The following is a 13,953-nucleotide window of genomic DNA, read 5'->3' on the forward strand; positions in this document are numbered from 1 at the left end:
AAAATGAATTTGAATAGAGAAAATTAAAACCCGACCTGCAATCCGATGAGGAATGTCCTCGGCTGCGGATACTGACCTGTATCGACGCCTTTGGTGAAAATAAAAGACTTGGCATCGTTCACACTCGCGCTTACTTCGGGATCATATCCTTTGTATTTGGTCAATGTGAGCAGGTTCATCGCGGTGGCATAAATGCGGAAGCTCGAAAACACTTTGCCGCCTGTCGAATTCAAAATCGTTTTCGGGACCGAGAAACCAAGGGTCAGGTTTCGCAACCGCATGAACGAGCCGTTTTCCAGAAAGCGGTCGGAAGCACGCAGGTTGGAAGGTGTATTCTGGCCGGACCTTGGCATATCGGAAACGTCTCCATCCTTTTTCCAGGCATTGAGTACAGCCGTTGAAGAGTTGAATGGGCGCGTTGTGCCTTCTGTCCAGTAACGCAATGCATTGTAAACTTTCACATCGCCAATCCCCGCCAAGCCCATCGAAAGGTCAAAAGCTTTGTAGGATAAATTCACCGAGCCACCATAAGTCCAGACCGGTATTGCCGAGCCGAGGAACGACTGGTCTGCGTCGGTAATGCGTCCGTCGCCATTCAGGTCTTTGTAAACAATGTCACCCGCCTTCAACCCGTCCTGGTAACTTGCAAATCCTTTGGCAACTGCCTGCTCATTATACCTGGCCACATCCGCAGCGCTGGACACCACCTGATCCACCTTGTATCCGTAGAATGAACCAATCGCCGCGCCTACATCCGTTTTGGTGATATTGATCCCGCCGTTGGTGCTGCCACTCACGATCGGCGCGCCATTGCCAAGTGACACTACATTGTTCTTATTATAACCTGTATTGGCCGAAATGCTGTAACTTAAATCTCCCGCCTGACCAGCATACGATAATGCGGCTTCAAAACCTTTGTTAACTGCATTGGCCGCGTTCTGAACCATGCTCGCATCATTGTAAACATCGCCTAGGCCTGTGGAAACGGGCAGTTTCACATCCAGCAGCAAATCCTTGCTATCGCGTTTGTAGTAATCCAGACTCACCTGAAGTCTGTTTTGCAAAAGGCCGAAATCAACTCCAAAGTCGATCTGCGTGGTTTCTTCCCATTTTAGGAAAGGGTTAGGCACGCGGGTAACCGTCGCTCCTTGCTGGAATGCCTTGTTCTCGCCGAAAGAATAAACAATGTTGTTGTTTCCATAACCGCGGTAAACGGTCGGATCAGTAAGGAACAAGCCGATATTTGCATTGCCGGTGATACCCCAGCTGCCGCGCAGTTTAAGGTCGGAGATAAAGGAGATATTTTTCATAAAATCTTCATTCGCAACCTTCCAAGCCACCCCAACTGATGGGAAATTCCCTTTGCGGTAAGCCTTGCCAAATGCAGGGTTAATGTCCTGACGGATAGACGCATTCACGAGATACCTGTCATGAAAAGCGTAGGTAAGACGGCCAAAATACGAGCGGGAAGCATAAATACTCGATCCAGTGCCGGTAATGCTGTTGGATTTGGAAACACCGATTTGCTTGATGAGGTCATTGGTAAAACCCGAACCGGTCATATTCACGCTCCGGCCCCTGGTGCCTTCATTGTAGGTGTTACCGGCCATGAGTGAAAAATCATGACGGCCTATTGTTTTCGTGTAGCTCAGGATATTTTCAATGATCGGCGACACTGAGAATGAATAGCTTTCCTCGATCTTGCGGTCAATTTTGGTATTACCGTTCAAATATTCACCGGTGTAATTATAGCTGTTGCCGTTGGAAAGGCCAATGTTCGCCTGCGTCCTGAATTTGAGACCATTGATAATGTCCACTTCACCCCATAATTGAAACAGATTCGAGACGCCTCTTCCTAGTTTTTCCGTGAGATAAATTCCGGGTAGTGGATTGAGCGCGTCGTTCTGGTCGATGATCGTCGTCACTTTACTATATCCTCCCAGATTGGCTGGGTCCATTGTCGGTGCGTAAGGTGGCATCCGGAGCGCCTCTACAAAGCTGGCTGCATTGCCCGTTGTCCTGTTGTATTTAAAGTTAATGGTCTGTCCAAGTCGAATTCTCTTGCCGATCTGCTCTTCGAGCTGCGTGCGTAAATTAATCCGCTGGTAACCATAATCCCGCATAATACCCTCCTGATTGGTATAACCAGCCGAGAAGTTATAGGTCGCTTTATCACTTCCGCCTGTTACATTCACATGGTGCTCGGTGATTTTTCCATTCCTGAAAATCTCTTTCTGCCAGTCGGTCCTCGTTACCAGCACGTCGGGCGTGTTAAGTTTGTCGGGTACTTTGTTTCCCTGTACTGCATCAATGTCTTTTACCAATTGCACATACTGCGCCGCATCGAGCATATCGAGCTTTTTCCAGGCCTGCGCCACGCCTACATAGCCATTGTAAGTCACTTTTGGCGTTCCGGCTTTGCCTTTTTTGGTAGTAATCAACACAACTCCATTAGCTGCCGATGCGCCGTAAATCGCCACCGAAGCCGCGTCTTTGAGCACGGTAATATCCTGGATATCATAAGGACTAACTGAATTAATATCTCCGCCCTGGATCCCATCGATCACATAAAGCGGATCGGAATTGGTGAGTGAACCCACGCCGCGGATGATGATTTTCGCATTCGAACCTGGTAACCCGCCCGTATTCACGATCTGTACACCGGCGATTTTACCCTGCAAAAGTTGCTGGGCAGATGTAGCCGATACATCCCCGAATTCCTTGCGACCGACCACGGCAACTGCGCCGGTCAGGTCTTTTTTCTTGGCCGTTCCGTAACCAATGACCACCACTTCTTCCAATGCTTTTGTATCCACCGAAAGCGAAATATCCACGACAGAACGATTCCCAACGATCTCTTCCTTTGGCAGATATCCTACAAAAGAAAATATCAGAACATCGTTGGGACCTGCTGCTGTCAGCTCATATTTGCCCGCAATGTCCGTCGTTACGCCACGCTGCGAACCTTTGATCACCACATTCACGCCCGGAAGTCCATCGCCCCGTTCATCAGTAACCCTTCCCTTGATCGTTTCTTCCGCTGGATTTTCCTTTGCTATTTTAGAAACAGCAATATCCGTCCGGCTCAACGATTCGGGAGCCGCAGTTGGGGCGATGGTAGCGCTTTCAATGGTGGCTATTCCAGCCTCAGAAGCTTTTTTCTCAAATCGTGAGACGATCACATATGCTTCTTTTCCTGCCTTTTTGAAACGAAGATTGAATGGTCTGAGCAGATCGGTCAGCTGCTTTTCCAGCTTACCGCCTTCCTGACGGAAATCCGCCCCGGTAATGGTGATGTTTTTAACTGTTTCTTCTTCAAACAATATGCTTACCTGGTGCTGCTTGCCCAGATCTACCAGTAAATCTTTCAGGTTTTTGGCGCTGCTTTCTTCGCGTTGGGCGGCATTCCTTTGGGCGGCATTCCGTTGGGCGGCACTCCGTTGGGTGGGCTGGCTTGCAAATGAGATACCCTGCGCCGTGCAAAGCTGCTGAACAAATAACATGGTCAGCACGATACGGGTTTTTTGTAGAAATCTGCTACTCATGATTAGGGTTGGTTACTGATGTTCTCAATTCAATAAATTCGTTGTGTTTTACCACTTCCAAATGAAGCAGTTCAGATAAGATGGCCAGGAGGTCGTCGGCTTGCCTCGCCTTGTAGACGCCGCCGATCCGACGGTTACCAAGAACGGGGTCAAGTATACGCACATCCACTTTGAAGCGTTCGTTCAGCTGTTGCACCGCCTCTGACAAGAGCGTATTGTCGAAGTAAAACATATCCTGCTTCCAGGCCACGAACTTTGCTGGTGTCGATGAAGATGTAAGTGTGAATTTTCCGTCTTTTTCGGTTGAAAACAGATTGCCTGGTTTCATATAAAGCTGCTTTCCTTTCGGCAGGCTTAGCTTTACCTTTCCTTTTGTTAGAAAAACCTTCGTACCACGCTCACGAGAGTAAGCAACAAACTCAGTACCAAGGACTTCGATAGAATAATCTTTATCCATTTTCACAATGAACCGGCTATCCTGCTCGGTATGAACGACTTTGAACTCTGCCTCACCTTCCAGCACTACTTCCCGGTTGCCCGATCCGAAACCGAGCCTCGGAACGCGCAAAACTGAATTAGCATTGAGCACGACTTTCGTCCCGTCCGAGAGTTCATAAGCAGATATGCGGCCGTTTTCGGATGTTAATGATTTGTACCACAATTCCTGATTGAAAACAAAACCACCCACCACCAGGAAACAAGCAGCCACGGCACTGTAAGCCCATGCGCTTCTCCAAATGCTGAAATGCGTTTGTTCTATTTGTTGCAAAGGGATTTCCCGGGCTGCATCCTGATCGTTGACCAGCGCAACAAATTCAGAGAGAGCGTTTTCCACCTGCGGTGTAAACTGCGGATGGCGGCTTTCCCATTCGTCGAGATACTGATAGTAAAGTTCTTCATTCCGCGGGTCGGCCAGCCAGTCTTCGACGAGCTTACGCTGAATGGATGTGGTCCTTCCGTCAAAAAAATCGAAGAGGACGTCTTTGGATAGGGATTCTTTCATTTTATATTTTTTAGCTTTTACAGTCTTGTGAGGGCTGTCTTGGATAATTCGCGGCAGTCAACAACAGACAAGTGCAGTGGCCCGAACCCCATGTCGGGTTTATACTTTAATTGAAATCATTAGTACGAGACAGATAAACCAGCTGTCCTTCAAGCCTGTGCGAAGCCTTGCAATGGCACGGGTAATGAGCGCTTCGACAGACTTGGGCGTAATTTGAAGCTCAGCTGCAATTTCTTCGAGCGACTTCCCTTCGACACGTTTAAGCAAATAAGCCTTCCTGCATTGCGGCGGCATATCCTGCACAATGCGCTCGACTTGCTGGTGCAATTCGCTGTATAACAAAGCGTCACACGGATTGAGCGTATGGGCCTCGAAGGGCGTGGTCATACCTTCCATGGGGGACGTGCGGTTGAGGTCCCATTTCAGGTAATTGTAGGACCGATTTCGGACAGATTTGTACAGGTAAGCGCGGTAGGAAGTGTTGATGAGTTCAAAAGTCCGGCTTTGCCAGAAAGCTGCAAATACCTCTGACACAATATCTTCCGCGACTTCGCTGGAATGCACAAACCGGATCGCGTGGTTGCATAAATTGGTGTAATACTTTTTAAACAGCAGCTCGCAACCTTTCTGCGGGTCCAGGCTGAACGTCTTGCGGATCAGGTATTCGTCGTCGAGCATCATGGGGCCGTTATCCTGCGCAGACATATCCGCTACGTCCTTTTCGGCTGACGGTAGTTTGTTGATAGAATTTATTGCCATATCGTTTCATTAACGCGGCTGCAAATTTGCAGTTCTCTCACACAGACAAAACCACAAGCTCTATCCCCATACTATAAATAATATTTTTTTTTCAGAAAATAATTCAATTTGAAGAAATGTGTTTTTGCGTGGAATGGAAACTCATACAATAAAAAAACCGGCATAGGGCCGGTTGGATAGATACTTTGTTCACGGATTGTTTTTACAACTTCTTCTTGATTGAGCTCCCGTTTTGTTATGTCGAAATGCGAGCCTCGCCGATTCTAATGTTCGGCTTTCTCTTCCTGCATATGCATAGCATTGTGCTTAGGAAATGGCTGCACCAACTCTTCCAGCGTCATACCAACTGATGCGCCCAATCTTGTCAGCGTTTCAATTGTAAAATTCTCCCGCCCTTTCAGCCATTTATTTACCTGCTGACGCGAAATGCCAATCTTGTCCGACAGTTCGTTTTGAGACATGTTTAATTCCCGAAGGCGTCCGAGTATCCGCAACGCCACGGTTTGAGAAGTTTTGAGCCATGGAGCATTTTCCTCTATCTCCATTCGCTTACTTTCAGCTAACCAATCACTGGGCTCATCTGCCAGGAGATGCTGAATTTTGCTATATACGTCCATTTTTTGATCCATTATTCTAAGTCTATAAATCCGTAGTCACTCCTTGAATCGATGTGCTCCGCTTTGAAATAATTCTTTACTGTTTTCATTTTCCGGTCTTCCACCTCTAAATGAGGTCTTTCCATGTTCAGAGTCAACTTAATGGCTCCTCCCGTAATAACAAAAAGATTATCATCAAGCTTTATCGCATATAATCTCAACCAACTGCGAGATTCAGCTCCCCTTGCTTTGCTCCGTTCCCGGACTGTTTCAATGGAATTGTTATCGTAAGGCTTAAACAACCGATTAAGGTTCTTCCCATTATCGCGATTCATATGAGCGTTCAAACGTTTTCTAAACTCCTGAACATACCCCAAAGTATCAAACACGGCTTCCTCAATGCTTAAAATGCCATAAAAATCGCCATTTAGATCAGCTTTATTCGAATTGAAAAAGTTCTCCAGGAAGCTTACATCATTCCATTCTGCAAACACCCGAGCCAACTCGTCCTGAGTGTGTTCTTCAAATTTGACAGAAAGAAGCACTTCCTGCTTCACTATTCTTATCTTTTCAACCTTCATTTGTGTGTGTTCAATTTCTGGCCAGCGACTCTACAAATATAAACAAAAAACGTTCTCGGCAACTTAAAAGTTGCCGAGAACGTTTGCATTTAGGTAAATTCTCTACCGCCTCACAACCTTCAACACAACCGATTCCCGGCCAGAACCTACCCTGATCAGGTAAAGCCCTGCTGCTTTGCCGAGCGGCAATATGTGACGCTCTTGGTCGGCTGGTTTTGGGATTGATTTGCTGAACAAAGAACGGCCATTCACGTCGGTAACCGTTACGTCGAGAGGCAATGCATTGGCGCCGGTGATGACAACATCGGCCTGGTCGCTGCTAACGGGATTTCCCATTAGTGTGGCGGTTAGTTTGGCTGGCGCCACTTCATTTTCGACTATTCCGAACCGGCCGTTAACCTGCGCTGCAGGCTCCTCGCCGTACACGAGCTGTCCTTTGTAGTAAACCGTTATCTTGCTGTTTTCAGCAAATGGCGCGGCTGCTTTGAAGGAATAGTCGTTGCTTTCATCAAATGCTGACCAATTTGATTTGGCGATCCTGTACTGAATGTTGCCGGTGCTGCTTAGTGGATACAATTTCCCGAGCGAAGGCGCGCCTTTCAGTTCGAAATAGGTGTCCGCATTCACTTTCTGCTGGTTGCCAGCGAACTGGGCGCTCACGTTTGCAGCACCCAATGCGGCGAAGTCGATCCAGTGGTTCAGACTGGCGGAGCCGTCTGATGTGAACCAGTAGCGTATCGCAAGATCGGCGTAATCGACCGGCACATTGCCTTTGTTCTCTACTTTGATCCACGTGCTCAGCGAAGTTGGCGACGCATTGGTATTTTTGTTTTCCGAATAAACTTTCAAGTCCATAACCGACGTTGCCGTGTCGGGTTCCACGCCCCACCAGAGTTTGCCGTTGCGATACAGCGTGATATGATCGTTGGCAACGTAGGCAGAAGCACTTTTGAAAGAGTAATCGTCGCTTTCCGAGAGATCAGCCCAGTTCGTGTTGGCAAGTCTGGTTTGGATAGCTCCCGAATTGGCCGACGGATTCAAATTCCCCGCAGAAACATTGAAAGCGATTTCAACATAACCCAATGCGCCATTGCGCGGTTTGGTCAGTTCCACATAGTTCATAGAAACCTTGCTGTTTCCCATTTCAGCGAAATCCACCCATTTGTTAATGCCCGCAAAATTCTCGGCAGTAACCCAGTAGCGGGCAGTAAGTTCGCTGTACGGAACTGCAACGGTGCTTTCGTTGGCAATGGTTAGGTATGGTTTGATGTGATTGTTGTTCACCTGTCCATTGTCGCCATCCATGTAAAGCACTTTCAAACCGGAAGAAACGACCAGTGTACGGCTCGATGGCTCCGCAGGACTAAACGTTTCGTTCCCACTCTGAGAAGCGGTGATTACTGTGGTTCCGGGCGCAACAACTTTGATTTTTCCATTGGCTATAAGGGCCACAGAAGTGTCTGAACTTGCATACGTTACCGGCAAACCAGATGATGCTACTGCGCCCGGATCGAAGTCGGCATCGCCCACTGTTTTGCGCACCAAGCTATCCAGTGAAACCGTTTGTGCAACGACCGGAGGAGCTGCTATCGTCAGACAGAAATCATCCAGTATTAGCTTTCCGCTAGGGCCGGCTTTTGATGCCCATATGCCGATCGTTACGGCATTTGCAGGTGCTAATTTGGTTACTGAATATTTGGTATAAACCGTTTTTGCCGGATCAAATGGGTGAACCTGGAACTGCGTGGTACCACTCGTAATTTTTACTCCCTGCGCATCATAGAAATCGATTCCTATCCCAGCCCACCATGGCAGGATAAATTGCGATGCGTTTGAGGGATTTGGCGTCGCTTCTACTTTGGCCCAAACCTCAAAAGTGATCTCTCTGCCTCCGGTTACCGGAATTGTTTTTCCATAATTAATGGCTCCCTGATCCGCTGTGATCACGGCACTTTTCAATCCGCTTTGCGCTGATGTACCAATGGTCGCAGCCGCTGCATTCGGGTTCCTAATCCAGTTTACAAAACCACTTTCAAAACCATTGTTGGTAAGCACACCGCATGAACCCGCGCTGACAACCGTTACCGCCGAACCGGAAGAAACACCGCCTGCATCCTGTGCTGTGGCATTAATCGTAGCATTACCGACGGCGACAGCTGTTACAATTCCGGTTGCACTTACCGTAGCGACACTTGGATTGGATGAGCTCCATACCACCGTTTTGTTGCTTGCATTGGCAGGCGCAATCGCTGCTTTAATGGAAGTTGTATCCCCCACGCCCACAGTGGCTGACGTTTTATTTAATGTAACCGATGTGATCAGAACATTGGAAACCGTCACTACACTGCTAGCGGTTTTGTTCCCATCCTGCGTAGTGACGGTAACATTTGCAGTTCCAGGGGAAACGCCGGTTAATACACCACTTTGGCTCACTGAAACAATGCCCGCATCGGATGTAGACCAGGTAAGCGTTTTATCAGTAGCATTGGCGGGTTGTACAGTAGCAACAAGCGTAACCGAGTTATTCACGCCGACGGACGCTGTGGGTGTGAGGGTAACGCCACTTACAGCGATATTGGAAGCCGTTACAGTGGCTGAGGCCGTTTTCTGCCCCTCGTTGGTGGTAACGGTGATAGTGGCAGTACCAGGAGACACTCCCCTTACCAAACCTGTTCCGTCCACGCTCACAACAGAAGTATTCGAGGAGCTCCAAACGACCTTTTGGTTGGTAGCAATGGCGGGTAGTATCGTAGCCGACAACCGTGTCGTGTCGCCTACACCCACAGCAGCATTGGACGGCGTTACAGCAACAGAAGCAACAGGTGTAAGTCCTACTTCGATTCCACTAACGACAGGAAACTCAAAATTCGGTATAGGCCTGAAAACAACATTAAGTAATCCTGACGCATTGGAACGAACCGAAAATTCCCTGACAATACCTTTGAATCTGCCACCGGCCTGCGCGATAATATCAAAGTTTTTAAGCAATGTGTCAGCTACACTGGTGCCGGTCACATTGAATTTCCTTTTTCCCACAGTAACAGTTGTAGTGATCTCAGCGAAATGAATTTTGACCGTATACAAACTATTGGGCACCAGATTTCCATAGGAATAAATAAGCGGATGACCGCTGTGGCGCTGTGATCTGTACACATCCGCCGGCGCAGGAGCGCTGATGGCGCTCAAATCAATAGCTGTTGTTGTAGAGGTAGTCCATTGGTAACCCGACTGCGGTGAGTCGGCAACAAAATTTCCAATCGTAGGCCCTCCGCAGTTGTTTGCAACCACGACAGTACCCACGGTCAGCACCGAGGTCGCTGTTTTTGCTGCATCTTCCGTGGTGACGGTGATGGTGGTTGTACCCAGCTTCAAGCCGGTAACCAGTCCGCTGGAATTGATCCTGGCAACGGTCGTATCCGAAGAAGCCCAGCTTATCTTTTTGTTGGTTGCGTTGGCAGGAAGCACCGTTGCAGTAAGATTTCTGCTGATACCCAGTCCTATGCTGATGGCAGGGTCGAGTGTTACGCTTGTCACGCCGATGATCGGTGTAACCTTGATGCTGCTTTGGGCCGTTTTTCCACCATCCTGCGTCGTTACGGTAATGGTAGCAACGCCCGGAGCGACTCCGGTAACCAGTCCTGCCGCATTTACAGTCGCAATCGTCTCGTCAGATGACGCCCAGCTGATTGCATTATTGGTGGGATAAGTCGGGGTAAGTGCAGCTTTTAATTGTTTTGTAAAACCAACAATGACAGAGTCAGCAGCGGGTGTTACGGCCACGGAAACGACCGGTCCGCCTGCGGGTTCACCCACAAAAATGCCATTGCCGCCAATGCCCAGATACACCCTTCCATGCAAATCAGCAGCCATATTACTCACAATGCCCGGAACCGGGTTAGCGATCGTTGTCCAGGTAGCACCATTATCATCGGACCGGAAAACACCATACGAAACGCCATTGATCCCTGTGCCTTCCGAACTTACAAAGATCACCGGACTGGCAGATGCAGTTGTATCTGCCTTGCCAACCGCAACCCACTTCGGTTTTTTGATCACATCCGGATTGATTTTGGTAAAGCTCTGGCCAGCATCAGTTGAATGGAACAGGCCATCACCGGAGAATGAGATCCAGATATCTCCTTCCACGCCCGGTGTAGTTTCCACACTCATTTGGGCCACATTTCCAACATTAGGCAGATTGCTTGCCGCAGTCGGCGCAAAATTGACCCCTCCATCGGTGCTCTTGTAAATCTTACCATTGGCATAAATATAAAAGACATTACCATTCACTTTATCGGCCGCCAATGGCTGCATTCCCGCCCAGATCTGGTAAATATCACCAGGCTTTAAAACCGCATTAGGAACACCATTGCAGGCTGTCCAAGTGGTACCCAGGTTGTCGGAATAATAAGTGAGCCCGCCCTGCGTAACCCAGACCATTTTGCGGCTGGTCGCAGAAACTGCGATCCTGCCTCTTGCTCCCGGAATCGAAGGAAATTTCACATAGGATCCCCCGCCATTGGTCGAATAGCCTCCTATTCCCGTACCATTCCAGCCATCGCTTCCTACCCGTGCTATAAAATTGGGATCTGAATACTGAATGGCGCCTCCGGATGTATTGCAACCGGTTTGGGTTGCAAACCAGGCGGATATTCCTTTCAAAGGTGGTGAATCCAGCGATTTGTGGTCGAAACCGCCTACATCGCCTGTTGTCGAAACCAAATAATTGGGGCCCGAGGGCGGGCAGACCATTGGGCCGGCCACGACAATTTCTTCCAGTCCGTTATCGCGTAATTTCCAGGTTACCCGGCTTGCCCACACATTGGTCGTCTGGCCCACATCAAGCATATCCGAAAACCAGACGTGACCTGCATTGAATGGATCCCAGGCAAAACCATTGACGTTGTGGCCTATATTTCCATTCGCGCCATCCCCGGCTGAATGCGGCGCTTCCGAGACATCGCGGGTTGCCGGTGCCATCGACGTCCAGCTGCCCTGGCTCCCACCCGAAGTGCTGCGGTAAGCCACATCATGGTTCCACGTGCTTGTTGTTGATACGATCACTTCATTACTATTGGATGGGTTGACGCCCACGCCGCTAAACTCCTTGCCAGCCACCGGTGTAATATCGATCCAGCTGCTTCCATTCCATTTATGCAAAGAATGCCCTCCCAATGGACGGTAATCGGCTTTCGGCAGTCGGCTCACAAAGAAAGTACCGTCGTTGCTAATGCTCGCGCGACGTGGTTCGGCCGGACTTCCTGGCATTAATGCAAAGGTATTTCCTCCGTCCGTACTGCGGTATACGCCGGCCTTGCCACCCAGGAAAATGTTCCGGGTCACGCCATTGACTACTCCACCGCTTTTGTCAAAAAAGATAAATCTGCCTGATACCGAATCCGGCAAAGTAGTATTCACTTTCGTCCATGACCCTACTGCGCCTGCGGCTGTACTTTTGTGGGTACCATTTGCCCGGCTCGTTACATATACTACATTACTGTTGTTTGGGTCAACAGCGATGCGGTCTGTGTAAGTCTGGTCACTATTTGGCAAAACTGTTATGCGAAGCTGGCAGTCGGTCCAGGTATTGCCCCTGTCCACCGACTTCATGACCGTTCCCGGCGAAGTGCCACCTCCCGGCACCGTGCCCATGCCCGTCTGATGTGTTGCGTAAAGAATGTTACCCGTTACGTCGCTGGGGTCAAAAGCAATATCCCCGCTCTTGGCGGCGGCTTCCCAATTCCAGTAGGTGGTCGGAATCTTACCGGACCACATCATATCCTCCCATTTCTGCGCCGCGTGGTTCCAGCGGTAAGGCGTGCCTACGTCCGTGGTAATAAAGTAGAGATTTGGCACTTTGGGATGCGCTTTGATACTGGTTACGTTACCTCCGCCGCCAATTCTAACCGGTTTCCAGTTGTAGGTCTGTGCTTTTGCGACAAAATTCAGGGCTCCTGTCAGTGCAATCAACAGCAGCATCATTCGGAATAATCTTTTCATACTTGCAGATTTTGGTAAGAAGAAGTTTTTGACATCTTCGTACAGACAAGTAGGTCAGGAAAATCCCCATACACTAAACTTATTTTTTTACCATTAAAGCTATGAATATTATTAATATCAATGAGGTAGCATATTAGGTGCCTGATATCAGTTTGTAGTATATAAAATCAGTCATCGGAGGCTGAATGCCGATGCTTCGAAGTTCAGTAGCAATTTGTCCTCTATGATAAGTGGAATGAGTAATGATTTGAAAGAATATTTCCTGAACGGAGTGGGTAAAGGTGGTACCGGAACCAGTTTTATAAGTAACGGGCTGCTAAGTGCCAAAGCGTTCGAGTGCCGCCAATGTCGCTTCGCTATTTGCCCGGTTGATTTCAAGCAGTGTCTTTATTAAACGTATCCATTCGAATATGTTAGCTATGAAATAAATACAAATCAACATCATTGAACGCATATTTTTAATTTTATACTAAACCTGAGCCCCTCATGAAATTGCATATACTGCTGCTACTAATTATTCTTCAATCTTTTGCAAAACAGGCCTTCGCTCAAAAACAAATCGCCATTACCATTGACGACTTGCCAACGGTCAGCAGAATCATGAATACTGATGCCTTGAGAGCCGAATTGACAGATCAGCTGTTAGGCCATTTGAAACAACATAAAGTCCAGGCGACGGGGTATGTCATCGGGGAGAAACTTGTCAAAGACGGAAAAATTATTCCCGCCCAATACGGTTTACTAAGAAAATGGCTGAAAGCCGGCCATTCACTCGGAAACCACACTTTCGGACACTTAGGCATCAACGATATTTCGGCAGCCGCCTATGAAGCGGACGTGCTCGGTGCCGATACACTGCTTCGAGGTTTTCTCCGCAAAGAAGGCGCTGAACTCAGATATTTCCGGCACCCTTATCTCCACAGAGGAAATACGGCTGAGAAACGGGATTCGCTGGAAATGATACTGGCTAAACACAAATACATCCAGGCACCCGTGACGGTCGATAACGACGAATACCTTTTTGCCGCTGCCTTTGACAAGGCGATGGGCAGCAAAAACCAGCTCCTGGCCGATTCTATCTCGAAGACATATGTCAACTATATGATGGATTATGTCCATTACTATGAGTCCCAGGCCGACTCGCTGTTCCACCGGCGCATCCCGCACATTCTGCTGATGCATGCTAACCTGCTCAATAGCAAAGCACTTGGCCAGTTGCTTTCCAGACTAGAAGCGGATGGCTATCAGTTTGTCACGCTTCAAAAAGCGCTGGAAGATCCTTGTTATCTCACGGAGGATCAATATATCGACAAGAGAGGCATTTCCTGGATCCACCGCTGGGCTATTACCATCGGTAAGAAAGGGGCATTCTTTAAAGGCGAGCCGACAGTTCCAAAATTCGTCTCTGATCTGACGCAATGATGTGCGCCCGAGCGGATCCTAAGAGTTCACTCCAGAAGCAGTCAAAC

The 13,953-nt window shown here is 48.5% G+C and carries 7 protein-coding genes and 1 pseudogene; 1 reads left to right on the forward strand and 7 read right to left on the reverse strand.

Features of this window, described 5'->3' with window-relative positions; all coding sequences use genetic code 11:
- Nucleotides 1-23 precede the first annotated feature (23 nt).
- The 7 genes and pseudogenes from L0660_RS08695 to L0660_RS26305 all read right to left on the reverse strand — a co-directional run.
- On the reverse strand, nucleotides 24-3,545 hold the full coding sequence (locus tag L0660_RS08695; RefSeq protein WP_235159138.1) for a TonB-dependent receptor: 3,522 nt from the start codon (nucleotides 3,543-3,545) through the stop codon (nucleotides 24-26).
- Entirely contained in the window at nucleotides 3,538-4,548 is a 1,011-nt protein-coding gene (locus L0660_RS08700; protein WP_235159139.1) for a FecR family protein, read from the reverse strand. The genes L0660_RS08695 and L0660_RS08700 overlap by 8 nt, the downstream gene beginning before the upstream one ends.
- Nucleotides 4,549-4,647: 99 nt before the next feature.
- Entirely contained in the window at nucleotides 4,648-5,307 is a 660-nt protein-coding gene (locus L0660_RS08705; protein WP_235159140.1) for an RNA polymerase sigma-70 factor, read from the reverse strand.
- Between the two features lie 263 nt (nucleotides 5,308-5,570).
- Complete coding sequence (locus tag L0660_RS08710) at nucleotides 5,571-5,924, reverse strand: helix-turn-helix transcriptional regulator (RefSeq protein WP_235159141.1); 354 nt, start codon at nucleotides 5,922-5,924, stop codon at nucleotides 5,571-5,573.
- An 11-nt stretch (nucleotides 5,925-5,935) separates the two neighbouring features.
- Nucleotides 5,936-6,484 (reverse strand): hypothetical protein, encoded by a 549-nt coding sequence (locus L0660_RS08715; protein ID WP_235159142.1) that lies wholly within the window; start codon nucleotides 6,482-6,484, stop codon nucleotides 5,936-5,938.
- Between the two features lie 102 nt (nucleotides 6,485-6,586).
- On the reverse strand, nucleotides 6,587-12,484 hold the full coding sequence (locus L0660_RS08720; RefSeq protein WP_235159143.1) for an Ig-like domain-containing protein: 5,898 nt from the start codon (nucleotides 12,482-12,484) through the stop codon (nucleotides 6,587-6,589).
- Nucleotides 12,485-12,617: 133 nt separating this feature from the next.
- Nucleotides 12,618-12,761: pseudogene (locus L0660_RS26305) on the reverse strand (DinB family protein); the annotation flags it as partial.
- 209 nt (nucleotides 12,762-12,970) lie between these two features.
- On the opposite strand from L0660_RS26305, the gene L0660_RS08725 reads away from it, so the two are divergent.
- On the forward strand, nucleotides 12,971-13,906 hold the full coding sequence (locus L0660_RS08725) for a polysaccharide deacetylase family protein (protein WP_235159144.1): 936 nt from the start codon (nucleotides 12,971-12,973) through the stop codon (nucleotides 13,904-13,906).
- The last annotated feature ends 47 nt before the right edge of the window (nucleotides 13,907-13,953 follow it).

Source organism: Dyadobacter sp. CY351 (genome assembly GCF_021502625.1).
In the GTDB taxonomy this organism is placed as follows: Bacteria; Bacteroidota; Bacteroidia; order Cytophagales; family Spirosomataceae; genus Dyadobacter; species Dyadobacter chenhuakuii.